The sequence below is a fragment of the Deinococcus sp. HSC-46F16 genome, from assembly GCF_024171495.1.
GTDB lineage: Bacteria > Deinococcota > Deinococci > Deinococcales > Deinococcaceae > Deinococcus.
Genome location: NZ_JALJZW010000006.1, coordinates 96191 through 121528 on the forward strand (window position 1 = coordinate 96191; position 25338 = coordinate 121528).

Consider the following 25338-nt stretch of genomic DNA (forward strand, 5'->3'; position numbering starts at 1 on the left):
CCTGTGGGAATTGCCCCCAGTCTGCCCACCCCAGAGGAGGACCGCGCCCGAGGGGGGTGAAGGGAGCTTCACCTGGGGGCCATGACCTACAGGATTTCGCAAGACCCGCGCCCTGCGGCGGCGGGTACCCTGACGCCATGCTCGTGACCGCTGCCGTGCAAGACCTCCTCTCCCGCGAGCGGGCGCTCCTCGCTGACCTCCAGGCTTTTCTGGAGACGCAGGGAGCGCCCCCGGAGGCCGTCGAGTACGCGCGGGGCGCCGTGCGCTCGCTGGACGAGAGCTTCCTGCTGGTGGTCGTGGGCGAGTTCAACGCGGGCAAAAGCAGCTTCGTGAACGCGCTGCTGGGCGCGGCGGTGCTCCCCGAGGGCGTCACACCCACCACCGACCGCATCTACGTGCTGGTGCACGGCGACCGCCCCGGCGAGATGGAACCCACCCGCGACCCCTTCGTGAGCCGCCTGACCTACCCCCTGCCCAGCCTGGAGGGGGTAGCGCTGGTGGACACGCCCGGCACGAACGCGATCATCCGCCAGCACCAGGCCTTGACCGAGGGCTTCCTGCCCCGCGCCGACCTCGTGCTGTTCCTGACCTCCGCCGACCGGCCCTTCACCGAGTCCGAGCGGCAGTTCCTGGGCCTCGCCGCCCGCTGGGGGCGCAGCGTGGTGCTGGTCGTGAACAAGGCGGACCTGCTGGAGACGGAAGGGCAGCGCGAGCAGGTGCGGCAGTTCGTGGAAGCGGGGGCGCGGGGCGTGCTGGGCCTGACCCCGCCCGTCTTTCTGATCAGTGCGCGGGCCGAGCAGCGCGGCGGCGACGCGGGCTTCCGGGCGCTGCGGGACGCCCTCCAGGCCCGCCTCTCGGAGACCGAGCGCACCCGCCTCAAGCTGCAAAGCCCGCTCTCGACCGCCGCCGAGATCCTGAGTGGTGAGGAGACGCGGGCCGAGGCCGCCCGCAAGACCCTCACCGAGGACCTTGCCATCCTGCGCGACCTCGAAGCGCAGCGCGAGCGCCACCGGGAAACGATGCTGGGTGAACTCGACGGCCAACTCAACCGCTTGGGCCGCCTGCTGGGCGAGTTCGAGGTGCGGGCCGACCGTTTCATCGACGACAAGCTGCGCTTTTCCAACCTGCGCGGCCTGATGAACAGCCGGGAGCTGGAGGAGGGCTTCCGGCGCGAGGCGGTGGCCGACCTCCCGGAGGCCATCGACCGGCAGTTCGGCACCATGATCGACCGCTTCGTGGAAGCCAACCTGCACTTCTGGGAGGACGTGCAGGCCTTCCTGATTCGCCGCCAGCCCCAAGGCGAGGTGGCCCGCACCCGTTTCTCCTACGACCGGGGAGCGCTGCTGGAGGGCATCGCGGGGAGCGCCCGCCAGCACCTCGAGACGACCACCGAGCAGGAACTCGCCCGCCAGCTCTCACGTGACGCGGAGGACGCCCTCAAGGGGGCGGTGGGCGGCCTCGCGGGGGGCATCGGCCTCGGCGCGGGGATCGGGGCGCTCGTGGGGGCGTCGGCGCTGGACTTTACCGGGGGCATCCTCGCCGGGCTGACGCTGGGGAGCCTGGGCCTCTTCGTGCTGCCCAACAAGCGCCTGCAAGCCCACCGCCAGCTCCGTCAGAAGGTGGAGGGGTTGCGCGAAGCCCTGGGACAGATCATCCGGCGCGAGTACGAGCGCGAGCAGGAGCGGGCCGACGCCCGGCTGCGCGACGCGATCAGCCCCTACACCCGCTTTACCGCGCAGGAGCAGATCCGGCTGGAGGCCGCCCGCACCCGCGCCGCCGAATTGCGGGCACGGCTCGACACCCTCCGGACCGAGGTCAAGGCGCTGGGGTAAGGGGCGTTTGACAAGGCCGGGGCCATCGTCTACCCTTGTGCGTGCAGCATTTTTGCCGCGCCAGTGTAGCTCAGGGGTAGAGCAACTGATTCGTAATCAGTAGGTCGTCGGTTCAAATCCGACCTCTGGCTCCAGAGAGAAGTCCCGCCTTGGTGCGGGGCTTTTTGTTGATCTCCGCATTCCTCCGCTCCGGTGGGCTAGACTGAGCGGCTGAGTGACGCCAGCCCACCAGGGGCAGGCCGGATGCCCGGCTCCTCCCGCCCCCACCAGGGCGGAGGCCGGATGAAAGGGGTTTTCCACATGGCCGAGCAAGATATCGACAAGCTTCTTTCCCTCACCGACAGCAAGTACCGCCTGTCGGTCGTGACCGCTAAGCGGGCGCTGCAACTGCGCTCCGGGGCGCCCAGCGTCGTCTCGAACGAGCAGCGGGCACGCACCCGTAACCTCGTCACGCTCGCCATGCGCGAACTCGCCACCGGCAAGCTCACGGTGGGCACCGAGCTGATGGACGAGTCCCGCTTCCACCAGGATTACGTGCGCCAGCGGCAGGCCCAGCTTCAGGCCCAGCTCAACGCCGAGCGCGAGCGCGAACGCGACTGAACCGGACCAACGCGAGGGACCCCGCCAGCCGTGCGGGGTCCCTCGCGTTGGGGCCTAGTTGCCGCCGACCCGGCCGCTCGCCGAGACGCCGCCCACCAGCGCCGCGCGGATGCCCTGGGCGATGCCGAGCGCCACCCGGTCGAGGTAGTTGGTGTCCTTGAGGTTCAGGCCGTCGACCGGGTGGCTAGCGTAGCCGATCTCCACCAGGGCGGCGGGAATGCGGCTCTCGCGCAGCACGGCGAGCGAGCGGTTGCTGCGCAGGCCGCGCGAGTAGGCCCCGGTCGCCTCGACCATATGCTGTTGCAGCAGGCCCGCCAGCGAACTCGACAGCGGGTGGTTGCCGTTCCACCACGTCTCGATGCCGTAGCCGCGCAGGGCGGTGCTCGCGTCCATCGCGTTGACGTGGATGCTCACGAACAGTTGGGTGCCCGCCGCCCGGCCCACCCCGGCCCGCAGGTCGAGGTCGGTGCTCTTGGTGGGGTGCAATTCGCGGTCGCTGTCGCGGGTCAGCACCACGTCCACCCCCGCCGCCCGCAGCAGGTCGCGCACCCGCAGCGCCACGTCCAGCGTGACCTGCTTCTCGACGACCGAGCCGACCGCGCCGGGGTCCTTGCCCCCGTGCCCGGCGTCGATTACCACGCGCGGCTGCACCAGGCTGGTGCTGAGGGCCAGCAGCGCCGTGCCCCGGCTCACCGGAGTGGCGGGCACCGCCGCGACCACCTTCTCGCGCGGGGTCAGCGGCGTCAGGTTGGCGAGCGCGGGGGAGAGGTCGATCGCCAGCCGCGAGAGCGTGCTGCCTTCCAGCGGCGGCACCAGCAGCGCCCGCCAGCCGCTGCGCTCGGTGAGGGGCGTGCCGGTCAGCAGCGTCACCGTGACCCCGTTCGCGCTCGGCTCGTAGCGCCAGCCGCGCACCTCGGGGCTGACATTCTGGGCGCTCAGGGCCGCCGCCGTCACCCCGGTCAGTTCCACCCGCAGGCCCACCCCGCCGGGAATCAGGCGGTAGGTTGTGCCCGGCGGCAGGTCCAGCACGATGCGGGTCAGGCCCGGATTCTTGCCCACACGGGGGGCGCCCAGCGCCGTGCCCGCCGACGCCCCAGGGCTGACCCGGCCCGCCAGCGCACTGGGCTTGTTCGGATCGTGGCCGGGCAGGGCGGGGGGTGACGGCAGCGCCGCCCGGTTCGCGGGGGCAATCGCGTCGCCGGGCGGCAGTTGTTCGGCCAAAGCCTTGGGCACGGGGGGGGTGGCCGTCAGCGCCAGCGCGGGCGTGGCGGGCGTGGTCGCCGTGCGGACCAAGGCTTTCAGGGACGCGCTCGCCCCGCCCGAGAGGGTCGGCCCGAACTCCAGGATCAGCACCCGCGACCCGGAGGCCAGGGTCGCCTCGCTGGCCCGCCAGCCGTCCGTCAGCGAGAGCGGAAAGGGGGTGAACAGGGTCACCGAGCTGTTTCCGGCCCGGTATTCGCTCACGCTGGCCCCCAGCCGGGTGGTCACGGCGGGCATCACGCGGGCGCCCTTCACGTCCAGCCGCAGTCCCCCGAACGTGGGGTTGAGCGTATACGACACGCCCGGCGTCAGGTCGAAGACCACCCGCGTCTGCGAGCCGTCGCTGCTCGTGCGCGGGTTGCCGAAGGTTGCCTCGGTTGCTGCCGGAGCCTTTGGGGTCGCGGCAGGAGCTGCTGTCGCCGCCGGGCGGGGCGCCTCTGCGGGGGAACTTGGTCCCCCGGCGGCCCGCAGGTTGGGCAAAGACTGGGCCGGGGCCGTTCGCTGAAAGGGGTCGGTCTGCGCCCCCGCCCAGCACCCCGCCACACCGCACCACAAGACGGATGAGAGGAAGATGGTATGCGGCTTCATGTGTGCGCCTACTGTAATACTTAAGAGTGAGAAGCGCGACCTTTTCAGCTCATGAGGGTGAGCCCCGGCCGCTTCTGGCCGTCAAGGCCGGGCACCACTGACCCGCAGGAGAGGTCCGGCCTAGACTCTGGACATGACCGCCGCCGACGCTGCTCAACCGCACATTCACCTGCCGGACGGCTCCTGCTGCGGACCCAAGAAGTTCGCGCACCTGCACCAGCACACCCAGTACAGCCTGCTGGACGGCGCGGCGAAACTGAAAGACCTGCTCAAGTGGGCCAAGGAGGTCACGCCCGAGGGGTGCGAACCGGCACTCGCCATGACCGACCACGGCAACATGCACGGCGCGGTGCACTTCTACAACTACGCGACCGGCATGGGCGTCAAGCCCATCATCGGCTACGAGGCCTACGTGGTGCCGGGCCTGGGAACCCGCCGCGACCGCACGCGCGGCCAGGACGGGGAAAAGGGCATCTTCCACCTGACCCTGCTCGCCCGCGACTTCGAGGGCTACCAGAACCTCTGCCGCCTCAGCTCGCGCGGCTACACCGAGGGGTACTACTACAAGCCCCGCATCGACCACGAACTCTTGCAGGAGCACCACAAGGGGGTCATCGCCTTTTCCGGCTGCCTGGGGTCGGAGGTGCAGCAGCTTCTGCTTCAGGGGCGCGAGGACGACGCGAGACAGCGACTCTTGTGGTACCGCGACCTTTTCGGGGAGAACTACTTCATCGAGATTCAGGACCACGGCCTGCCCGAGCAGAAGAGGAACAACCCCATCCTGAGGGCCTGGGCGCAGGAACTCGGCATCGGGATGGTCGCCACGAACGACGGCCACTACGTCAAGAAGACCGACGCGACCGCCCACGAGACGCTGCTCGCCATCCAGACCAAGGCGACCCTGGCCGACGAGAACCGTTTCAAGTTCCCCTGTGACGAGTTCTACGTGAAGGGCCTCGACGAGATGCAGGCGGCCCTCCCCGTCTCCGAGTGGGGCGAGGAGCCGTTCGACAACACGGCCTATATCGCGTCCATCTGCAACGTGGACCTGCCGGTCGGCAAGAAGCGGCAGTACCAGATGCCCGCCCTGCCTATCCCGGAAGGCCGCACGATGGCCGAGGAACTGCGGGTGCAGACCTACCGGGGCACGGTCAAGCGCTACCCGGCCCACGCGACCGAGGGCCTGCTGCGCGACTACGCCCTGCGCTCGCTGGAGGCGCTGGGGCCGGAGGACCGGGCGAAAGTCCTTGACCGTGTGAAGGACTGCGACGCCACGACCTGCGACCTCGAAACGCTGTTCACCCTGCTCGCTTTCATGGGCAGCGAGTGGGAGGCGCGGGGCAAGGCGGCGGGCGAAAAGTACACCAAATACCCCGCGCTGGAGGTCATGGAAGCCGAGGCCGAGGCCGGGAAGCTGCCCCCTTACGCCCCCGAGGACTGCCGCAAGGCCCGCCAGGGGGACAGCGACACGGCCATCGAACTCGATCCCGCAGCGGACGGGGAGGAGACCACGAAGGCGCACCATACCCACGCCCTCGTCATCCTGCGCCGGGCCGAGTACGAACTCTCGGTGATCAACAACATGGGGTTCCCCGACTATTTCCTGATCGTCGCGGACTACATCAACTGGGCCAAGGACCAGGGCATCTCGGTGGGACCGGGGCGTGGGTCGGGCGCGGGGTCGCTCGTCGCCTACGCCATCCGCATCACCAACCTCGATCCCCTGGAGTTCGAGTTGTTGTTCGAGCGCTTCCTGAATCCCGACCGCATCTCCATGCCCGACTTCGACATCGACTTCAACGATGCGCGGCGCGGCGAGGTGATCGGCTACGTGCAGCAGAAGTACGGCGACGACAAGGTCGCCCAGATCGCCACCTTCGGGACGATGGCGTCCAAGGCGTGCCTCAAGGACGTGGCCCGCGTGATGGGCCTGGAATACGCCAAGGTGGACAAGGTTTCCAAGCTGATCCCCATCAAGTTCGGCAAGTCGTACTCGCTGGAGCAGGCGCGGGAGGCCGTGCCGGACATCCAGCAGATGCTCGCGGAGGACGCGCAACTGCTCGAAGCCTACGAGTTCGCGCAGAAGCTCGAAGGCCTGACCCGCCACGCCTCGGTCCACGCGGCGGGCGTGGTAATTGGCAAAACGCAATTGACCGACCTCGTGCCCGTCATGCGCGACACCTCCGGCGAGGGGATGGTCTGCCAGTACGACATGAAGGCCGTGGAGGACATCGGCCTGATTAAGATGGACTTCCTGGGGCTGCGCACGCTGTCCTTCCTCGATGAAGCCAAGCGCATCATGCGCGAGTCGAAGGGCATCGAGATCGACTTCGACGCGATTCCCTTCGACGACGCCCGGACCTACGAGCTGATGAGCCGGGGCGACACCAAGGGCGTTTTCCAGCTCGAAGGGGCGGGCATCGCGGACGCCTCGCGCCGCCTCAAGCCCCGCCGCCTCGCGGACATCATCGCGCTCTCGGCCCTGTACCGCCCCGGCCCGATGGAGAACATCCCCACCTACGTGCGGCGTCACCACGGCGTCGAGGAAGTGGATTACGTCAAGGACGGCTTTCCCAACAGCGCGAAATGGCTGGAAAAGATCCTGGCGGAAACCTACGGCATCCCCGTCTACCAGGAACAGATCATGCAGATCGCCTCCGAGGTCGCCGGGTTCTCGCTGGGTGGGGCCGACCTGCTGCGCCGGGCGATGGGCAAGAAGGACGCCGAGGAGATGAAACGCCAGCGGCAGATCTTCGTCACCGGGGCCAGGGAAAACGGCGTGCCCGAGGACGAGGGCAACCGCCTCTTCGACCTGCTGGACGCCTTTGCCAACTACGGGTTCAACAAGTCGCACTCGGCCGCCTACGGGGTCATCACCTACCAGACCGCGTGGCTGAAGGCCAACTACCCGGTCGAGTTCATGGCCGCGCTGCTGACCGTCGAGCGCCGCGACTCCGACAAGGTGGCCGAGTATGTCTCCGACGCCCGCAAGATGGACGTGCGGGTGCTGCCGCCCGACATCAACCGCTCGGCGCCCGACTTCGCGGTGCAGGGCGAGGAGATTCTGTTCGGCCTGTACGCGATCAAGGGGCTGGGCGAGGCGGCGGTACAGCGGATTCTGGAGGAACGCGAGCGGGGCGGCCCTTACAAGTCCCTCGCCGACTTCTGCTCCCGCCTGGGCAACAAGGTCTGCAACCGCAAGGCGATGGAGTCGCTGATCAAGTCGGGGGCCTTCGACCGCTTCGGGGAGCGGCGGCAGCTCTCCGAGAGCCTGGAAGAAGCGATGGCCTGGGCGCAGGGCGCGGCGGCGATGGCGAACAGCGGCATGGACGCCCTGTTCGGCATGAGCGAGACGGCGCCCGAGCCGAAGCTCAAGTCAGGCGTCGAGCCTTACACCGACCTCCAGCGCCTCGCCGTCGAGAAAGAATCGCTGGGCCTCTACATCTCCGGGCACCCGCTGGAGCAGCACGAGGGGCTGCGCGAGGCCGCGAGCTGCCGCATCTCGGACCTCGACGCCTGGTTCACCACCCAGAACGTCGCGCCGGGCAAGCGGGTCAAGGCGGTGCTCGCGGGCATGATCGAGAGCGTGGTCAAGAAGCCCACCAAGTCGGGCGGCATGATGGCCCGTTTCATCCTCGCGGACGAGTCGGGACAGACCGAGCTGGTGGCCTTTTCCCGCGCCTACGACCGCATTCAGGAGAAGCTGGTCAACGACACGCCTGCCCTGGTGATCGTGGAACTCGAGTCCGAGGACGGCGGCCTGCGGGCCATCGCGGAGGAGGTCGTGAGCATCGAGCAGCTCGCCGAGGTGCCCAAGGTCATGTACGTGACCATCGACCTGGAGACGGCCACGCCCGACGCGGTGGGCGAATTCCAGAGCGTGCTGGACGAGCACGCCGGGGCCATGCCGACCTACCTGCGGCTGGAAACGCCTGAACAGTTCGTGCTCTACCAGCTCGACCACAATATGGGCAGCCCCGACGCCATCCGGGTGCTGAACCAGACCTTCCCCTGGGCCGACGCCTACCTCGCCTACGACCAGGGCACCATCCTGGGCCGCTTCGCGCCCAAGCCGCCCGCGTGGATGAACAAGGGGCGGGGAATGCAGGCCTAGGTTGGGGGCCGCTCGGCATCCTTGCTCACGCCCCCCTCCGGGACGGTATACCCTTCTTCCACCATGACAACCCTGCTGACGCCGCGTCAGGACCTGGCCCTGCGAGTGCTGGCCGCCGCTGCCCTCGCCCTGTTCGCGGTGTGCGGCGCGTTGGTGTTCTTCCTGCTGCGGGCGTGGGCCGGAATGCCGGAGGACACGCGGGAGATTGGCATTCCCGCCCTGCACCTGGCCCGGATTCTGCCGCACCTTGCTTTTGAGATCACCCTGGGCCTGCTCGTGGGGCTGCTCGCGCTGGGGCTGCTGGGCTTCCGGGCATGGGCGGCGGGGTTACCGAATCGGGACGATGCGGCGGCACGGCGGGCCTTTATCGGCGCGACTCAGGGCTTTCGCTGGGCGCTGGGGCTGGGCGTGCTGGCCGTCGTAGGCCTGCGGCTCTGGGCGATGGGGCAGCCGCAGCCCACCATGCAACTGCTGCCCGCCGGGCTGTACGCCTTCATCACGGTGGTGCTGGCGGTCAGCCTGACCGGGCCGCTGCTGGGCCTGCTGTGGCTGGGCTTCGGGGGACTGTCGCGCTGGGCGGGCCGGGTAGGGCCGTGGCAGCGGCAGCCCGGACCCTCGGGGGCGCTGCACCGGGCCTTGCGGAACGCGACCTCGCCCCTGAAATACGCCGCCGCGCTGCTGCTGGGGCTAGGACTGTGGATGCTGCCCGCGACCCTGTTCCGGGTGACCACGGCCGAGTACTTCATCACCGACTTCGACGGCGTGGTGGCGGGCCAGCTTCAGCCCATGATCGCCGTGCTGGTGGGATTGTTGCTGGTCCTGGGCTGCACGCTGGTGCTGTGGCGCTCGCTCGCGCGGCAGGTGTGCCACGCGCTGGACGAGCAGCGCAGCCCCGTCTCCGAACTGATCTACCGCTCCCCGGTGGCGGGGGTGGACCGCACCGTCCGCGAGACGCCCGCGTCGGTGCTGCGCCGGGCGGTGCGGCCCCCCTACTGATTACCTCCATGTGAACCCGGCACGCCCTGACAGTGGGCGTGCCGGGTCTTCGTGCTGGGGCTTAGGCGAACTGCGCCTTCATCAGCATGATCTTCAGCTCGTGCGGGCTGGTGGCGGTCTGCATGGCGTCTTCCTCGGTCATCAGGCCTTCGCTGACGAGCTTGGCAAGGTGCTGGTCGAAGGTGTGCATCCCGCGTGCGCCGCCTTCCAAGAGGGCCTGTTTGATCTCGTCGGTGCGCTCGGGGTCCTTGACGCACTCGCGGACGGTAGGCGTGCCCAGCAGAATCTCCATGCCCAGCACCCGCCCGCCGCCCTTGCGCGGCAGCAGCCGCTGGCTGACCACCCCGACGAGGCTTTCGGACAGCCCCAGCCGAATCTGGTCGCGCTCATGCGGGGCGAAAAAGTCGATGATGCGGTTCACCGTGCGAATCGCGTCCTGGGTGTGCAGGGTCGAGAAGACGAGGTGCCCCGTCTGCGCCGCCGAGAGCGCGGCTTCCACCGTCTCCTTGTCGCGCATCTCGCCGATCAGGATCACGTCGGGGTCCTGGCGCATCGCGGCCCGCAGCCCTGCCGCGAAGCTCAGCGTGTCGGTGCCCAGCTCGCGCTGCGAGACGAGCGCCCGCTTGTCGCGGTGCAGCACCTCGATGGGGTCTTCGAGCGTCACGATGTTGACCGGCTGGGTGGCGTTGATGTGGTCGAGCAGCGAGGCCAGGGTGGTCGTCTTGCCTGACCCGGTCGGCCCGGTCACGAGCACCAGGCCGCGCTCGTGGCCCGCGAGTTCCTCGAAGGTGCCCACCGGCAGGCCGAGGTCCGCGAAGCCGGGAATCGGCTTGTCCTCGATCACGCGCATGATCAGGCCCACCGTGCCGCGCTGGTAGTAGGCATTGACCCGGAAGCGGGCCACGCCGGGCACCCCGTAGGCGAAGTCGGCGTCGCGGCGGGTCAGAAAGTCGTCCCACAGGCCGGGGCGCCCCATCATCTCGCGGGCAAAGGCTTCGATATGTTCGGGCAGCAGGCGGTCTTCGCCGAAGCGCACGATCTCGCCGCTGACTCGCGCGGCAGGGGCACTCCCGGCCCGCAGGTGGATGTCACTGGCCCCGGCCTTCACGATCACGCCCAACAGGGCTTGCAGCACGCTCATCGCCGCCCAGGGTAGGGGAGGGGGTCTTACAGCTTTCTACGGCGCTCCACTACGTCGGCCTGCACCCCGGAATGTCGAGGTCCACCACCTCGCCCACCAGCCCCAGCGCCTGGAGGCGGCGGGCAATCAGGGAGCGGTGACACTCGGCGGGGTCCGCCTCGTAGCACAGCAGGACCACCCGCTCCCGCGCGGCGAGGTTGCCCAGCTCCTCCAGCGCCTCCCCCTGGGTGGCGAGGTGCAGGGTGTAGGCCGCCTCCATGGCGCGGAAATCGTGGTCGAGCTTGTACGCCTTGCGCACCGGGGGCGGCGTCCCCAGCGCCTGCAGGTGGCGGTAGCCGATGCCCCGGTCCGCCAGCGCCTGCGCGAGTGCGGTCTTGCTGTAGCCCCGGCGGCGGCTCTGCGCCCGCTCACGGGTGTCGGCGAGCAGGGTCACGCCCGCCGCCTCCAGGGTGGCGAGAAAGGCGTCTGGGTCGGCCCCCTCGTAGCCGACCGTCCAGAGGGTGGGCAGGGTCACTCGCCCAGGGCCTTGGCTTCCTTGGCCCCGCGCACCCGGCGACTTTCCACGTCCGCGTGCTGGGCCAGGTAGCGCAACCAGCCCTTGGGCGTCAGCGGCCCCAGCCCGTTGTGCTCGACCGTGGTGCCCCCCTCGGGTGGCGAGGCGTTCAGGCGCCGAGCGAGGTCCACCGTCCGCGAGCGGGTCTGGGAGAGGAGGTCCTGCAACTCGCGCAGCGAGACGCCCGCGCCGGGCTTGTAGGGGTGGTGCTCGTCGCGCACGAACTCGCGCTCGCCCAGCGCCACGCGCAGCCGCTCCTGGCCCCAGCGCTCGATGCCGATGATGTGGGTCAGCACGGCCCGGTTGGCCTGGGTGTCGGCGGCGCGGCCCGCCCGCTGGAAGAGGGCGATGCCGGAGCGCTCCAGCCCCTGGGCAAGTTCGGCGTAGCTCTGGCGGGCGGCGGGGCGCTCCAGCGCCTGCGCCACGAACAGTTCCTTCACGTCGTCCTTGCGGTACCGGGCCACGTAGGCGGCCCCGGCGGCCACCCCGACCGTCGCCACGGTGACGACGGCGGGCACGAACACTTTGCTGCGCTTGGTCATGAACTCAGTCTAGAGTTTGCTGGCCCGTCTGCGCCGAAGCACCCAGCACCCTTTCCGGCATCCCGATCAGCCCCACCCGCGAGTCCGGCGGGCAGGGCAAGGTAGCCGCCAGCATCAGCGGGTGCGCCAGCGTGTACTCGGGCACGCCGAGGCCCAGGCCCCGTGCCCCCCAGCCGAAGCCCTTGCCCAGCCGCCCACCCGCGCGGTCCACGGCGACGCAGGCGAGGACGGCGGCCTGCGCCCCCTCCGGATGCAGCCTCGGCTCGCCCACGCGGGGCATGGCCCGGAGCTGCGCCCCGGCCGGGTCAGTCAGGCGCCAGTACCACCCTTCCCGCGTCTGGTGCGGGACGTAGAGGGTCAGGCCCGAGGCCAGCGCGAGCTTGCGCAGCGGGTACAGCACCCGGTCCCCGCCCACGATCAGGGCGCGGTGCCCGGCGACCTCCGGGTGCGAGAGCAGCGACCGCGCCGCCTGGGCGGCCCCGATGAAATTGGGATGGTGCCCGTGCGGCGGCAGCGGGTACGCGCAGGCCCGCTCGCGCATCAGCCGCGTCCAGACCGCCTCACGGTGGGCACCGGGCAGGGTCACGGCGCGGGCTTAGCGGTCGCCGTCTCCCGGCACGCGGGTCTGGTTGGGCGTGGGGTCGGGAAACTGCGGGTTGGCCTTGCGCCCCGCGTCGCGCGGATGGGTGCGCGAGTCCACCACGTAGGCTTCCGGCCGGGGCCGCTCCTTGAAGCGGGTCACGCGGGCGGGCAGGCCCATCGCGATGCCGTGGGGCGGAATATCGCCGCGCAGCAGGGCGTGGGTGGCGAGCATCGCGTCGTCGCTGACCACGCTGCCCGCCAGGATGGTGGAGTGGTAAGTGAGGCGTGCGCCGCGCCCGATCACGGTCCTGCGCAGGGTCACGTCGGGGCCGTCGAGGACCGAGTGCGTGTGGCTGTAGATGTTCACGTAGTCGCTCACCGAGGCGCCATCCTGCAACTCGATCCCGCCGATGTCGTCGAGCAGGACGTGCCGGTGAACGACCACGTTGTCGCCCACCTCCATGTTGTAGCCCACCGAGAACTCCACGTTCTGCCAGCATTTGAAGTCGCGCCCCACCCGCCGGAAGATGTGCCCGGCCAGAAGGCGGCGGACCGGAATCCCCAGGACCGGGTTCTGCCCCACGGGCGTGAGGTCGAGGTTCTTCCACAGCCACAGCAGCGGCTTGACGCGGGCGAACTGCCCCGCGTCGGTCGCCATGTAGTACTCGGCCTCAAAGGTCACGTTCCGCGCGTCGAGGTTCAGGGCCGCGAGGGGCGCGTCCGCGAGCAGGTGCCCGTACTCGCGCCCGTACATCGCCTGCGCGAGCACCTCGCGGGCCACCACGTTGCGGTCGGTCGCCGGGTCCGCGAGCCTGGATTCCAGATTCCGCAGAAACTCGTTATACGCGGCCTGCGCGTCTCCATCGATGCTCACCGGCTTCAGCCACGTCACGCCCGCCACTGTAGCGCGTGAACCGGGGGCCACTGTGGGAAGTAAAGCAGGGTTGAGCCTGGGCGCGGCGGGGGGACTACTCCAGCGGCATGGTCATGATGTTCGCCCCGGCGTCCACATAGACCGTCTGCCCGGTCACGCCGCTGCCCAGGTCCGAGAGCAGGAAGAGGGCCAGCTTGCCCACCTCCTCGGGGGTGGCGTGGCGGCCCAGGGCGGCGCGGCGTCCGGCCTCGTCGTACAGGCCGCTGAAGCCGGGGATGGAGCGGGCCGCGACCGTCCGCATCGCCCCGGCGCTGATGGTGTTGACGCGCACGTCCGCCTTGCCCAGATCGGCGGCGAGGTAGCGGGTGGCCGCCTCCAGCGCCGCCTTCGCCACCCCCATCACGTTGTACTTGGGCACGACCTGCTGCGAGGCGTGGTAGGTCAGGCTGACGATGCTTCCGCCGGGGCGCAGCAGTTCCTCGGCGTGCCGGGCCGCGCTCACCAGCGTGTAGGCGCTGACATTCAGGGCGGTGTTCCAGTCCTCCGGCGTGGTGGCGATAAAGCGGCCTTCCATCGCAGGGCGCGGCGCGTAGGCGATGGAATGCACGAGGTAGTCCAGATGCCCGAATTCCTCGCGGACGCGGGCGAACAGCGCCGTCAGGTCGTCCTCACTGGTCGCGTCGGCCTGCTGGGTCCACACGCCTTCGCGGCCCGCGAGCAGCTTGTCGAGTTCGCCCTTCAGGCGCTCCCCCTGGTAGGAAAAGCCCACGCGGCACCCGGCCTGGAGGAGGGGTTCGGCGATGGCCCAGCCCAGGCTGCGGGCGTTCGCCACGCCCATCACCAGGGCCGTTTTGCCGGAGAGGTCAATCGTCAGACTCATGGGGGGGACTGTAGCAACGCGGCGGGGGTGAGGGTTGGAGTGGGTGCAAAGAGAGGGAAAGTGGGCAGGCTGGGGCGTCTAGCGGGGCCGCCGGAAGTCCCGACGGGCGAGCCGGGCCAGTCCGAAGCAGAAGACCCAGCCCAGCAGCGCGGTCAGCAGGGCGAGGGGCCAGAGAGGCTGGACGTCAGGGTCGACTTTGCCCATGAGTGCCCCAACGGTCACCCAGGTGTACAGCCCCCCAACGATGCCCGCGCCGCTTGCGAGAAGCCCGTAGACCAGCACTCTCAGGCGTAGCACGAGGGGGGAAGCCTTCATCGGCCTCAGCATGGCACGCTGGCCGGGGACAGAAACGCTGAGATCGGCTGACATAGGGAAGAGAGGGCAAGCGCAAAAGCGAGGTTATCCTCTCTCCCCCCGTGGGAGAGGGCCTTGCGGAGCAAGGGGTGAGGGGGCCACCGAGTCACCCCAACCACACCAAGCCTCTCGGCTGGCCGCTGAGAGCTGGCGGCTTCTCCGCCCCCTCCACACCCCCGCCGGGGGTACACCCGTCAGACTTCGGTGAGACATGCGCCCCGATACTGACCCCCTGATGCTCTTGCGTTCCCCCGCCCTCCCGCTGCCCCACGCGTTCACCACGCGGACGGGCGGTGTGTCGCTGGGGGCCTATGCAGGCCTGAACCTCGACGACCGCGAGGATGATCCGCAGGCGGTGGCCGAAAACCGCCGCCGGGTGGCCGAGGCCCTGGGCTTCGCGCCCTCGCGGGTGGCCCGCCTGAACCAGATTCACGGCACCGACGTGCGCGAGGCGCGCCCCGGCGTGCAGGACGGTGACGCGCTGGTCAGCACCGAGCGGGGGCTGCTCCTCGCCATCGGGACCGCCGACTGCTACCCCATCCTCCTCGCGGACGAGGCCGCCGGGGTGGTCGGCGCCGCGCACGCGGGCTGGCGCGGCACGCTGGGCCAGATCGCCGCCCGGACGGTGGAGGCGATGGTGGAGCGGGGGGCTGACCCCGCCCGGATTCGCGCCGCCGTCGGCCCCGGCATCTGCGGCGAGCGGTACGCAGTGGGGAGAGACGTGGCCCGGCAGTTTCAGGACGCCGGGCTGGGTGACTTCGTGCTGGCGCAGCCGGGCGGTCCCCACCTCGACCTCGCCGGGGCGAACCGGGCGGTGCTGCTCGCGGCGGGTCTAAACCCCGAGCACCTCTGGGTCAGCGGGCGTTGCTCGACCGAAGGAGACTTCTATTCTTACCGCCGCGACGCGGGCCGCACCGGGCGGATGTGGGCCGTGATCGGGTTACCGGATTTCTCCGGCTCGGCGGGGGTGGACGCGTGAGCCTGCTGCGCCCCCGCGACGTGCTCGGGCACGTTCATGACATCACTCCCGAGTTTCTGGCGGCGCGGGGCCTGCGCGGCCTGCTGCTCGACCTCGACAACACCTTGATTCCCTACGGCAGCTACGAGGAACGGGCCGACGTAATGGCCTGGGCCGCCGACCTGCGCCGGGCGGGGATTCGGCTCTACCTGCTCAGCAACGCGACGGGGAGGCGTGCCCGCTTCTGGCTGGACAAGCTCGGCTTCGAGGGCGTCGGGATGGCGGGCAAACCCAATCCCCGCGCGTTCCGTCAGGCGCTCGGCAAACTTGGCCTCCCGCCCTATCAGGTCGGCATGGTGGGCGATCAGGTCTTCACCGACGTGCTGGGCGGCAATCTCGCGGGAATGCACACCATCCTCGTTCACCCGCTGGCCGACAACGCCCTGCCGCACACCCGCGTGACCCGCAAGCTCGAACGCGCGGTTCTCAAACGCTACGGACACGACTGGCGGGCCTAGCCCCGCGTTCTCTTTCCCTTCCCCCTACAGGAGACACAGTGGCACTTTCCATCGGCGACCGGAGACTCGGAGCGATCCTGCTCGAACAGGGCTACGTCAGCGACACCGAACTGCAAAAGGCGCTCGTCCGGCACGCCGAGGTCGGCGGGCGGCTGGCCGACATCCTGATCGACTCTGGGCAGGTCGGCGAGAAGCGCATCGCGCGGGCCATCGAGGAAGCGCTGGGCATCCCGCTCGTCAACCTGCTGGTGGTCACGCCGGAGTCGGCGGCAGTGGGAGCAGTGCGGCCGCAGACCGCGCAGGCGATGGCGGCCTTCCCCTTCGCGCGGGAGGGCGACACGCTGCGGGTGGCTTTCGTGGACCCGCTCTCCAGCCTCGCCATCGAGGCGCTGGAGGACGACTCAGGCCTGAACATTGAGCCGTACCAGGCCCTGCGCGATCAGGTGCTGTGGGCGATCGCCACCTATTACCCCGAACTTGGGCTGGACGTGGCCCTCCCCGGCGAGGAGGGCGGCGAGGCGAACGGCGGTCAACTGGGCCGCCTGCTCACCACGCGCGGGCTGGTCACCGACGCGCAGCTTCAGGTGGCCCTCGACGCCCAGCAGCAGACCGGGGAATCGCTGGGGGCGACGCTGGTAGCGCAGGGCGCCCTGACCGAGGACCGCCTCTACGAGGTGCTGGCCGAGCAGGCGGGAGCGCCCTACCTGCCCGACCCGCGCGGCCTTCAGCCCCCGGAAGACGTGCTGGGAGCGCTGCTGCGGGCCGACGCCCTGCGGCTCTCGGCGGTGCCGGTGGAGGAGACGGCCGCCGCCGTGACGGTCCTGACGAGCGACCCCCGCCGCCGCGAGGAACTCGAAGCCCTGATCGGCCGCCCGGTCAGCCTGATCCTGGCCCGCCCGCGCGACGTGGAGGCATTGATCGAGCGCTGCTACCCCCAGCGCACCCGCCTGGGCGAGCAGATGGTGCAGCAGGGGACGCTCTCGCGGTCGCAACTCCGCGAGGCCTTGCAGGTGCAGGCCCGCGGCGGCAAGGTCAAGCCGCTGGGCGAGGTGATCGTGGAACTGGGCTTCGCCACCCCCGGCGACATTGACGGGGCGCTGCAAAAGCAGAACGCGGGGGGCGGGCGGCTGGAAGACACGCTGGTGCAGTCGGGCAAGCTCAGCCCGGAGATGCTGGCCCGCTCCTTGGCCGCGCAGCTCGGCTACGAGTACCTCGACCCCGGCCAGAACCCGCCCGACGCGGCGGTGGCCCTCCTGATCCCCGAGGCGACCGCCCGGCGCTACGGGGTGGTGCCGGTGAGGCTCCAGGGCGAGGCCCTGATCGTGGCGATGAAGGACCCGCGCAACGTGTTTGCGCTCGACGACCTCAAGCTGATCACGGGCCGCGAGATCATCCCGGCGGTGATGGCGGAAAAAGACATCACCCGCCTGATCGAGCGTTACCACGGCAACAAAGACATGGCGGCGCTCAACCAGAAGCTCGCCGCCGAGAGCAAGGCGAGGGAGGCCAAGCGCGAGGAGGTGGACCTCAGCGCCGGGCTCGACGACAACGCCGTCGTGCGGGTGGTCGACCAGATCATCCGCGAGGCCGCCCTGCAAGACGCCTCCGACATCCACATCGAGCCCACCCAGACGGCCCTGCGGATCCGCTACCGCATCGACGGCGTGCTGCGCGAACAGCCCGAACTCCCCAGGGGCAGCGCCCAGAGCGTGCTCGCCCGCATCAAGATCATGGGGAACCTCGACATCTCGGAGCGCCGCCTGCCGCAAGACGGCCGCGTGCGCTTCAAGAAGGGCTCGATCGACATCGACCTCCGGCTCTCGACCCTGCCCACCGTGTACGGGGAAAAGGCCGTGATGCGCCTCCTGCAAAAGGCCGAGAACATCCCCGAGGTCGAGCAGCTCGGCTTTTCCACGCACAACTTCCAGCGTTACCTCGACGTGATCGAGAAGCCCAACGGCATCTTCCTGGTGACGGGGCCGACCGGGTCGGGCAAGTCCTTTACCAGTTTCTCGACCCTCAAGCGCATCGCCCGGCCCGAGAAGAACACCACGACCATCGAGGACCCCATCGAGTACGAGATTCCGGGCATCGTGCAGTCGCAGGTGAACACGACGGCGGGGATGACCTTTGCCCGTGCCCTCCGCGCCTTTCTGCGCCAGGACCCCGACATCATCTTCGTGGGCGAAATCCGCGACACCGAGACGGCCAAGATCGCCACCGAAGCGGCGCTGACCGGCCACCTCGTGCTGGCGACCCTGCACACCAACGACGCGCCGGGGGCGATCACCCGCCTCGACGAGATGGGCGTCGAACCCTTCAACATCTCGGCCTCGGTGATCGGGGTGCTCGCGCAGCGGCTGGTGCGCCGGGTGTGCTCCGAGTGCAAGCAGCCCACCAACGCCGACCCCGACGTGCTGCGCCGCTTGGGGCTGGCCGAGGAGGAGGTGCGCGGGGCCTCGCTCGTGCGCGGGGCGGGCTGCCCCCGCTGCGGCGGCACCGGCTACAAGGGCCGCATGGGGATTCACGAGCTGATGGTGATCGACGACCCCCTGCGCCGCGCGATCGGGGCCGGACAGACCGCCTCCGAGCTGCGCGACGTGGCCCTGGCCGAGAGCGGCATGAAGACGCTGCGCCAGGACGGCATCGAGAAAGCGCTCGCGGCCATGACCACCCTTGAAGAAGTTCTCGCAGTGACGGCAGGCTAGCCGTCGCCCACCGCCCACCCCTCACTTCCCTTTTTCCCACCCGCCGAGGTACCCCATGACCCTAGCCGCTCCCGACATCACCGACATCCTGCGTTTCGCCGCCGAAAAGGGCGCGTCCGACATCATCCTGACGGTGGGGCTGCCGCCGCAGTTCAAGCTCAGCGGGACCTACGAGGTGCAGCAGGGCATGGCTCCGCTCGCCGCGACCGAGACCCGCAAGCTGATGTACTCGATGATGAACGAGCGCCAGCAGCGCACCTTCGAGGAGAAGCGCGAGCTGGACTTCTCGTTCGCCCTGGGGGAAAAGGCCCGCTTCCGCGTGAACGCCTTTATGCAGCGCGGCTTTGTGGGCGGGGTCATGCGCCTGATTCCCACCACCATTCGCAGCGCCGCCGAGATGGGCCTGCCGCAGAACATCACCGACATCGCCAACGCGCCGCGCGGACTGGTCCTCGTGACCGGGCCGACCGGCTCGGGCAAGTCGACCACCCTCGCCGCGATGATCGACCACATCAACGTCACCAAGAAGCTGCACATCGTGACCATCGAGGACCCCATCGAGTTCATGCACTCGCACAAGCAGAGCATCGTGAACCAGCGCGAGATCGGGTCGGACACCATGAGCTTCGCGGACGCGCTGCGGGCCTCGCTGCGGCAGGCCCCCGACGTGATTCTGGTGGGCGAGATGCGCGACTACGAAACGATCCGCGCCGCCGTGACCGCCGCCGAAACCGGGCACCTCGTGATGGGCACCCTGCACACCAACTCGGCCCCCGAGTCCATCGACCGCATCGTGGACGTGTTCCCGGAAGAGCAGCAGGAGCAGATCCGGGTGCAGCTCGCCAACAACCTCGTCGCCGTGATGACCCAGCAGCTCCTGCCCCGCGCTGACGGTCCGGGGCGGGTCCTCGCCTACGAACTGCTGATCGCCAACCCGGCCGTCCGGGCGCTGATCCGCGAGGGCAAGACCTTCCAGATCGTCTCCACCATGCAGACCGGGGCACGCGAGGGCATGGTCACGATGGACGCCTTCCTGGCGAACCTCTACCGCCGCCGGGTGATCTCCTACGAGACGGGCGTGGCGCGGGCCGTGGACCCCAAGGAGTTCGCCCGTCTCGCCAACGACCCCAACGCGGGGGTGGGCGGCGCGACCTACACGCCGCCGACGGCTCCGGCGGCGCCTGCCCCCGCCCAGCCCGCAGGCGCAGCGCTCGGGCGCACGGCGGCGGGGACGAGTACGACCACGACCCAATCGGGCACGGCGCAGACGCAGTTCGGGCGGCGCTGAGAGCGGCCAGCCGCCAGCCTGGGGGGCCGAAGCGTCAGCCCACCGCTGGCGGCTGGAAGCGGGCCGTCCCTACCGCATCTTCCCCGCATCCACCGCCGCCGCGAGTTGCCCTCCGGCGGCGGCCGTCACGACGAGGGCGTCCGGTGTCACGCTCAGCCCGGTCAGCCGCAGCTCGCCCACCTTGCCCGTCAGGGTGACGCCGGGCACGGGCGTGAAGGGGAGCCGCGACTGCACCTGTCCCCGCGCCTGGGTCAGTTGTGGCGTCAGGTCGAAGCGGGCCGCCCCCCGCAGGTACGCCTGGGCGCGGGCGTCCGCCAGCCAGCCCACCACCCGCCCGGTCAGCCCCTCGCGGCGGGTCACGACGGTGGGGTCACGGAGGGTCACGACGCGCCCGGAGGCGTCCAGCGCAGGCACACCCGACACGTCGGCGGTGGCCCGCACATTCAGCCCCAGCGGCCCGGAAACGCGCACGGTGACGGCGGCGTTCAGGTGCGGTCCCCGGCCCGTCACCACGACATTCTCGACCCGCAGGGTGGGGGAGAGGGGCAGCGGCAGGGTCACCGTCCGCGCGGCGGCGGCGCGGGTGGCCGCCCGTGACAGGTCCGGGTAGGGCAGGCGCACGGGGAGGGCAAGGGCCACGCCGGGCGTCGGCGGCTCGGCCACCCGCAGCGGGGGGAGCGGCGCGGGGGCCTGAGCCGGGGCGCGGCCCAGCCCAGCGGAAAGGTCAAAGGTCGCGCCCACCGTGAGCTTCAGCGCGTCCCCCGTGAAGCGGAACGGGCTGACGGTCAGGGTGCGCGGCGTCACGCGGGCGTAGGCGGGTTCCGGCGCGGGGAGCGTCCAGGGCTGCCCCGCCCGCGCCCACAGTGCCCCGGCGCGGTCCCGCAGGTCGGCCCCCTCGCGCACCGCCCGCTCGATGTCGGCAGTCACGCGGTCCAGCGCCGCCCGCACCTGCCCGTCCACCAGCGACTGCACGCTGACCCGCACGCCGGGCGTCAGCTCCACGCTCAGGGGGTCGGTCCACTCCACCGTCCCCGCGACCTTCACCCCGGCCTGCCAGTCGGTCCCGAGGGTGGGCGTCAGGCGCAGGCTCACCGTCGCCTCGCCGCCGAAGTCGCGGCCCAGGGCCGAGCCCAGGCCCTGTCCCTCGGCGCGGAAGGCGGCCCGCAGCGGCACGCGCACCAATAGGGCGTCCCCCTCCGGCGTGGCCCCCACCCGCACATGCCCGGTGCGGGTGACCGTGCCCGTCAGCCGCACGCCCAGCAGCCCGCCCGCGAGGGGCCGCGTCTCGTCCAGCCGGGCGAACTCGGCCGGAACACGGGCATTGGCCGCCGCCTGCACGCCGGAGAGCGGCACCGTGACGGGCAGGACCAGCGAGGAACGGGGCACGCTCTGGGCTTCGGCGGGGGCGGTCATCAGGGCAGTGGACAGCAGAGGGATGAGAAGGCGTCGCATGGGGTGGGGTTCAGGCTAAGGGTGAGGGATGAGCGCCGGGCCATAGGCAACGGCTACGCTGCGGGCATGTGGGCACAACATGACCTCCGCCTCCGCCCCTTCCCGCGCGGCTTTCACCTGGTCACCCGCGAGGTCGTCGCCGGGGTGCCCGGACTTGCGCGGGTGCGGGTGGGCCTGCTGCACGTCTTCCTCCAGCACACCTCGGCCAGCCTCGCCCTGAACGAGAACGCCTCGCCGGACGTGCGGCGGGACTTCGAGCGGTATTTCAACCACCTCGTGCCCGACGGCTGGCCGGAGTTCGAGCACACCCTGGAAGGCCCCGACGATATGGCCGCGCACATCAAGGCCAGCCTGCTGGGACCGTCCCTGACCCTGCCCGTGCGCGGGGGGCGGCTGGCGCTGGGCACGTGGCAGGGGATTTACCTGTGTGAGCACCGAGACGACGGGGGAGCGCGGCGGCTGGTGCTGACCTTGCAGGGCGAGGAGGGGTAGGAGGGGGCCTTTCAGAACAGGGGACATTCGGCGGGGGGCGGGCGCCGCAGCATGGGGCCATGTCCGCCGCCGCTGTCTCCCCGCCGACTGGACTGGCCCCTGACGCGCTGCTGGCCGAGGCCGAACGCTTCCTGCGCCTCTATGCCGACGAGCACGGGCACGGTCCCCGCGAGCGGGAGACGCGGCTGGCCGAGGTCCGTGCGGAGGTGGCCCGCACGGGGGCGTACACCCTCCGCACGGCGGAACTGGCGCACGGGGCGCGGGTGGCGTGGCGGAACAGCGGCCGCTGCGTGGGCCGATTGCCCTGGCGGGCGCTGGAGGTGCGCGACCTGCGGCACGTCACCCACCCCGACGACGTGTTCGCCTATCTCGTGGCGCACCTGCACGACGCGCTGGGGGGCGGGCGCATCCGCCCGGTCATCAGCATCTTCGGCCCCGGCGTGCGCGTCCACAACGACCAGTTGCTGCGCTACGCGGGCTACCGCCAGCCCGGCGGCACGGTGGTCGGCGACCCGCAGAACGTGGCCCTCACCGATCATCTGCGCCGCCTGGGGTGGGCGGGCGGCCCCGGCACCGCCTTCGACGTGCTGCCGCTCGCCATCGAGGGCCGGGGCCGGGTGGGGCTCTACTGCCTGCCGGAGGACGCGACCGGTCAGGTGCCCATCACCCACCCCGACTGCCCCGGCGTGGGCGACCTGGGCCTGCGCTGGTTCGCCCTGCCAGTTCTGAGCAACCTCACGCTGGAGGTCGGGGGCCTGAGCTTCCCGGCCGCCCCCTTCAACGGCTGGTACCTCCAGACCGAGATCGCCGCCCGCAACCTCGCGGATGAGGCACGTTACGACGCGCTCCCCGGAGTGGCGCGGGCACTGGGGCTGGACCTCTCGCCCCGGCGGCTGTGGCGGGACCGGGCGCTGGTGGAGCTGAATGTGGCGGTGCTGCACTCCTTCGACCGGGCGGGGGTCCGCATCACCGACCACCACGCGGTCACCCGGCAGTTCGTCCGCTTCGAGGCCGAGGAGGAGCGGGCCGGGCGGGCGGTGCGGGGCCGCTGGTCGTGGCTGATTCCGCCCCTCTCGCCCGCGACCACCCCGGTGTGGCACCGCCAGTACACCGATGGGGAGGAGCGGCCCGGCTTTTTCGCCCCGTCGCCCGCGTGGGAGGAGGAACGGGTGGAGGCGGTCTGCCCCTTCACTGGGAGGCTGCAAGGGGCAGCGGCGGACTGACGCTTCAGCCCGCCGCCGCTCCGTGAGTGTTATTCGCCCGGCTGCAAGGTCAGGGTCACCGTGCGGCCCCAGTCCTCCTCGTCCGTGCTCATGGGGAGGTACTCGCCCGAGGCCCACTTGCCCTGCTGGTCGCTGACATGCTCGCCCAGCGGGTTGCCCCCCTGGCCCAGGCTGCCGATGTAGAGGCTGCGGTTCATGTCGGCCAGGTCCACGATGTGGCGGTAGCTCGGGCCGTGCGTCTGGCGCAGCGTCTCGGGGTCGGGGCGGGCCACGTTCACCGTGTTCGTGCCGCCGGGGGTGGGCGCGGCGTGGTTGAACAGCCACGCGACGCGGGCGTCCTCGCCCATCACGTGGTCACTGGCGACCGTATGCACCCGGCCATAGGTCCAGCCGTCCATGTCGCCCCCCAGCCGCCCGGCGAGGCCGTCCACAGCCGCCTTCAGGCTGACGCGCAGCAGGTCGGCACAATTCTCCACGCGGGTGGCCTGCGAGCGGCACAGCTCCCCGTCCTCCCGCAGTTGCTCGCGCACAGCGAGCGCGTTCAGGCGGGTGTCGTCGCCCAGTTCGTCCCCCGCCATCGCCTGCAACTCGGCCAGCCACGCCTCGTAGATCGTGCTGGGCACGCTGTCGGTGGTCTGGTTGCCGTCCCAGCCGCGCAACTGCTCCAGCGCCGCCCGGCTGAGGTCCCCGTCCGGCTGGGTGGCGAGCAGCAGGGGCTGGAGGTCGCGCCAGACCAGGCTCACCGTGTCCAGTTGCACGGCCTTCACGTCCTCCAGCGTCAGGCCCTCCGGCTTGGCGGTCAGTAGCTCCGTGATGCGCTCGGCGCGGTACGGCTCGGCCCAGTTGCGGAGGTTCCCGAGGGGATCGGCCCCGCCCGGCAGCACCTTATTGTTGGCCGTCACGACGAGGCCGTCCTGCGGGTTGAGGGTGGCGGGCAGCTCCTCGTAGGGGATGAAGCCCTGCCACTCGCGCGAGCCGTCGCCGGGCACGGGCTGGGAGCCGTCCCAGCCTTCACGCACGGGCACCCGTCCCGGTGCCGCATACCCCACGTTGCCGTCCACGTCGGCATACACGAAGCTCTGGCTGGGGGCCACGTAGGGCCGCAACGCCGCCCGAAAGTCCTCCCAGTTCTGCGCGTAGTTCAGCCCCAGGAAGGCGTCCAGGGTGGTGTCGCCGGGTTGCAGGGCGGTCCACTTCAACGCCACGCGCGGCCCGAGCGCCCCCGCGCCCACGTCCGAGATGATCGGCCCGTGCCCACTCTCGCGCACGACGAGGCGCACGTCCTCGCCGCCCTTGACCTTGATGACCTCGGTGCGCTCGGTCAGGCGGGCCGACGCCGGTTCCACATAGAGGTCCTGCACGTCGGGATTCACGTTCGTCACGCCCCAGGCGATGCGGTCATTGCGGCCGATCACCACGCTGGGCAGGCCCGGAATGCTCGCCCCGATCACCCGCAGGGTCGGCCCGCGCAGGTCGGCGAGGTACCACAGCATCGGGCTGGACAGCGCGAGGTGGGGGTCGTCGGCCAGGATGGGCTTGCCGCTCTGGGTGCGGCTCCCGGAGATCACCCAGTTGTTGCTCCCCTTGCCGGGCACCCGCTCCATCCCCAGCGAGCGGGCCGCCTCCAGATGGGTCCGCAGGGCGGCCAGGGTCGCGTCCGGCAGGGTGAGGGCGCTCGCTCCCGCCGGGGCCGCGTTCTCCTCGCCCACCTCGCCTTCGCTGAGGATGGTGGTCGCGCCCTGGGGGTAGGGAGGGCGGATGTCGTCCAGACGGCCCTCCCCGAGCTTCTCCTGCACCCGCGCCGCGAGCAGTTCCTCGTCCCAGTTGCCGCCGAGGTCGTAGGCCATCAGCTTGCTCCAGGCGATGGCGTCCACCTCGGCCCAGGGCTCTGGCGCATACCCCAGAATCCGGAACTCAGGGGCCACCTGTCCCTGCCGCATCGCCGCGTTCACGCCCGCCGTGTACGCCCGGATCATCCGCCGCGAGCGGTCCGACAGGGCGGGGAGGGCCGACTGCGCCGCCCGGTAAAAGCCCCACGTCCGCAGGAAGCGGTCTTGCGAGAGGGCCGCGTCGCCCAGCACCTCCGCGAGCCGTCCCTGGGTCACCCGGCGCTGAAAGTCCATCTGCCACGCCCGGTCCTGCCAGTGGGTGAAGCCCAGCGCGAAGATCGCGTCCTCGTCCGACGCCTCGGCCCGGATATGCGGCACCCCCCACGCGTCGCGCGTGACCGTCACCGGTCCCGAGAGGCCCGCGAGCCGCACCTCGCCCGACACCTGGGGCCGTGACGTGCCCCGCAGCCACAGCACCGCCGCCAGCGCCAGCAGCAGCACGACCAACACCACCCAGAGCAGGCCCCGGCCCACCCGTCCCATCAAGCGCATCC

At 70.6% G+C, this 25338-nt stretch carries 20 protein-coding genes and 1 tRNA gene; 11 read left to right on the forward strand and 10 right to left on the reverse strand.

From position 1 onward, the window contains the following. Nucleotides 1–137: 137 nt before the first annotated feature. The 3 genes from L1280_RS12895 to rpoZ all read left to right on the forward strand — a co-directional run bounded on the left by L1280_RS12895 (nt 138) and on the right by rpoZ (nt 2432). On the forward strand, nt 138–1832 hold the full coding sequence (locus L1280_RS12895; protein ID WP_253582695.1) for a dynamin family protein: 1695 nt from the start codon (nt 138–140) through the stop codon (nt 1830–1832). A 59-nt stretch (nt 1833–1891) separates the two neighbouring features. After that, nucleotides 1892–1966, forward strand: a tRNA-Thr gene (locus L1280_RS12900). A 166-nt stretch (nt 1967–2132) separates the two neighbouring features. Continuing rightward, nucleotides 2133–2432, forward strand: coding sequence for a DNA-directed RNA polymerase subunit omega (rpoZ, locus tag L1280_RS12905; protein WP_104991610.1), 300 nt, complete (start codon nt 2133–2135; stop codon nt 2430–2432). Nucleotides 2433–2486: 54 nt separating this feature from the next. Here rpoZ and L1280_RS12910 read toward each other — a convergent pair whose 3' ends face one another. Next, nucleotides 2487–4280, reverse strand: coding sequence for an N-acetylmuramoyl-L-alanine amidase (locus L1280_RS12910; protein WP_253582696.1), 1794 nt, complete (start codon nt 4278–4280; stop codon nt 2487–2489). Nucleotides 4281–4413: 133 nt separating this feature from the next. Between L1280_RS12910 and dnaE the strand changes: the two genes are divergently transcribed. Continuing rightward, nucleotides 4414–8394, forward strand: coding sequence for a DNA polymerase III subunit alpha (dnaE, locus tag L1280_RS12915; RefSeq protein WP_253582697.1), 3981 nt, complete (start codon nt 4414–4416; stop codon nt 8392–8394). A 63-nt stretch (nt 8395–8457) separates the two neighbouring features. Further along, entirely contained in the window at nt 8458–9390 is a 933-nt protein-coding gene (locus L1280_RS12920; RefSeq protein ID WP_253582698.1) for a hypothetical protein, read from the forward strand. 61 nt (nt 9391–9451) lie between these two features. Here the strand turns inward: L1280_RS12920 and L1280_RS12925 are convergent, their stop codons facing one another. The 7 genes from L1280_RS12925 to L1280_RS12955 all read right to left on the reverse strand — a co-directional run bounded on the left by L1280_RS12925 (nt 9452) and on the right by L1280_RS12955 (nt 14277). Next, complete coding sequence (locus L1280_RS12925; protein ID WP_253582699.1) at nt 9452–10531, reverse strand: PilT/PilU family type 4a pilus ATPase; 1080 nt, start codon at nt 10529–10531, stop codon at nt 9452–9454. Nucleotides 10532–10580: 49 nt separating this feature from the next. Beyond that, nucleotides 10581–11045, reverse strand: coding sequence for a DUF488 family protein (locus L1280_RS12930; RefSeq protein ID WP_253582700.1), 465 nt, complete (start codon nt 11043–11045; stop codon nt 10581–10583). Beyond that, nucleotides 11042–11626: a DinB family protein gene (locus L1280_RS12935; RefSeq protein WP_253582701.1), complete on the reverse strand. Its 585-nt coding sequence runs from the start codon at nt 11624–11626 to the stop codon at nt 11042–11044. Before L1280_RS12935 ends, L1280_RS12930 begins: the two co-directional genes overlap by 4 nt. Nucleotides 11627–11630: 4 nt before the next feature. Further along, a complete protein-coding gene (locus L1280_RS12940) occupies nt 11631–12212 on the reverse strand; it encodes a 5-formyltetrahydrofolate cyclo-ligase (RefSeq protein WP_253582702.1) in 582 nt (193 codons plus the stop codon). 9 nt (nt 12213–12221) lie between these two features. After that, complete coding sequence (locus L1280_RS12945) at nt 12222–13100, reverse strand: acyltransferase (RefSeq protein WP_253582703.1); 879 nt, start codon at nt 13098–13100, stop codon at nt 12222–12224. A gap of 76 nt (nt 13101–13176) precedes the next feature. Then, nucleotides 13177–13962: an enoyl-ACP reductase gene (locus tag L1280_RS12950; protein WP_253582704.1), complete on the reverse strand. Its 786-nt coding sequence runs from the start codon at nt 13960–13962 to the stop codon at nt 13177–13179. Nucleotides 13963–14040: 78 nt separating this feature from the next. Next, nucleotides 14041–14277 carry a hypothetical protein gene (locus L1280_RS12955; protein ID WP_253582705.1) on the reverse strand — a complete coding sequence of 79 codons (237 nt, stop codon included), beginning with the start codon at nt 14275–14277 and terminating at the stop codon, nt 14041–14043. A gap of 250 nt (nt 14278–14527) precedes the next feature. Between L1280_RS12955 and pgeF the strand changes: the two genes are divergently transcribed. From pgeF to L1280_RS12975, 4 genes are read left to right on the forward strand one after another with little or no spacing between them, the layout of a single operon-like run. Then, nucleotides 14528–15295, forward strand: coding sequence for a peptidoglycan editing factor PgeF (pgeF, locus tag L1280_RS12960; RefSeq protein ID WP_253582706.1), 768 nt, complete (start codon nt 14528–14530; stop codon nt 15293–15295). Beyond that, nucleotides 15292–15792, forward strand: coding sequence for a YqeG family HAD IIIA-type phosphatase (locus L1280_RS12965; protein WP_253582707.1), 501 nt, complete (start codon nt 15292–15294; stop codon nt 15790–15792). The genes pgeF and L1280_RS12965 overlap by 4 nt, the downstream gene beginning before the upstream one ends. 38 nt (nt 15793–15830) lie before the next feature. Continuing rightward, complete coding sequence (locus L1280_RS12970) at nt 15831–18500, forward strand: ATPase, T2SS/T4P/T4SS family (protein WP_253582708.1); 2670 nt, start codon at nt 15831–15833, stop codon at nt 18498–18500. 55 nt (nt 18501–18555) lie between these two features. Next, on the forward strand, nt 18556–19788 hold the full coding sequence (locus L1280_RS12975; protein ID WP_253582709.1) for a type IV pilus twitching motility protein PilT: 1233 nt from the start codon (nt 18556–18558) through the stop codon (nt 19786–19788). Nucleotides 19789–19857: 69 nt separating this feature from the next. On the opposite strand, the gene L1280_RS12980 is transcribed toward L1280_RS12975, so the two are convergent. Next, nucleotides 19858–21240: a DUF4403 family protein gene (locus L1280_RS12980; protein ID WP_253582710.1), complete on the reverse strand. Its 1383-nt coding sequence runs from the start codon at nt 21238–21240 to the stop codon at nt 19858–19860. A gap of 66 nt (nt 21241–21306) precedes the next feature. Between L1280_RS12980 and L1280_RS12985 the strand changes: the two genes are divergently transcribed. Together L1280_RS12985 and L1280_RS12990 are read left to right on the forward strand one after the other, a co-directional pair. Then, entirely contained in the window at nt 21307–21732 is a 426-nt protein-coding gene (locus L1280_RS12985) for a secondary thiamine-phosphate synthase enzyme YjbQ (RefSeq protein ID WP_253582711.1), read from the forward strand. Nucleotides 21733–21791: 59 nt separating this feature from the next. Then, entirely contained in the window at nt 21792–22955 is a 1164-nt protein-coding gene (locus L1280_RS12990) for a nitric oxide synthase oxygenase (RefSeq protein WP_253582712.1), read from the forward strand. A gap of 29 nt (nt 22956–22984) precedes the next feature. Here L1280_RS12990 and L1280_RS12995 read toward each other — a convergent pair whose 3' ends face one another. Then, entirely contained in the window at nt 22985–25336 is a 2352-nt protein-coding gene (locus L1280_RS12995; RefSeq protein WP_253582713.1) for a penicillin acylase family protein, read from the reverse strand. Nucleotides 25337–25338 lie beyond the last annotated feature (2 nt).

Coding starts and splice junctions, on each gene's coding strand:
- L1280_RS12950 (WP_253582704.1), bottom strand. CDS start 13,962: ATGAGTCTGACGATTGACCTCTCCGGCAAAACGGCCCTGGTGATGGGC.
- pgeF (WP_253582706.1), top strand. CDS start 14,528: ATGCGCCCCGATACTGACCCCCTGATGCTCTTGCGTTCCCCCGCCCTC.
- L1280_RS12975 (WP_253582709.1), top strand. CDS start 18,556: ATGACCCTAGCCGCTCCCGACATCACCGACATCCTGCGTTTCGCCGCC.
- L1280_RS12895 (WP_253582695.1), top strand. CDS start 138: ATGCTCGTGACCGCTGCCGTGCAAGACCTCCTCTCCCGCGAGCGGGCG.
- L1280_RS12980 (WP_253582710.1), bottom strand. CDS start 21,240: ATGCGACGCCTTCTCATCCCTCTGCTGTCCACTGCCCTGATGACCGCC.
- L1280_RS12955 (WP_253582705.1), bottom strand. CDS start 14,277: ATGAAGGCTTCCCCCCTCGTGCTACGCCTGAGAGTGCTGGTCTACGGG.
- L1280_RS12990 (WP_253582712.1), top strand. CDS start 21,792: ATGTCCGCCGCCGCTGTCTCCCCGCCGACTGGACTGGCCCCTGACGCG.
- rpoZ (WP_104991610.1), top strand. CDS start 2,133: ATGGCCGAGCAAGATATCGACAAGCTTCTTTCCCTCACCGACAGCAAG.
- L1280_RS12920 (WP_253582698.1), top strand. CDS start 8,458: ATGACAACCCTGCTGACGCCGCGTCAGGACCTGGCCCTGCGAGTGCTG.
- dnaE (WP_253582697.1), top strand. CDS start 4,414: ATGACCGCCGCCGACGCTGCTCAACCGCACATTCACCTGCCGGACGGC.
- L1280_RS12985 (WP_253582711.1), top strand. CDS start 21,307: ATGTGGGCACAACATGACCTCCGCCTCCGCCCCTTCCCGCGCGGCTTT.
- L1280_RS12910 (WP_253582696.1), bottom strand. CDS start 4,280: ATGAAGCCGCATACCATCTTCCTCTCATCCGTCTTGTGGTGCGGTGTG.
- L1280_RS12925 (WP_253582699.1), bottom strand. CDS start 10,531: ATGAGCGTGCTGCAAGCCCTGTTGGGCGTGATCGTGAAGGCCGGGGCC.
- L1280_RS12935 (WP_253582701.1), bottom strand. CDS start 11,626: ATGACCAAGCGCAGCAAAGTGTTCGTGCCCGCCGTCGTCACCGTGGCG.
- L1280_RS12995 (WP_253582713.1), bottom strand. CDS start 25,336: ATGCGCTTGATGGGACGGGTGGGCCGGGGCCTGCTCTGGGTGGTGTTG.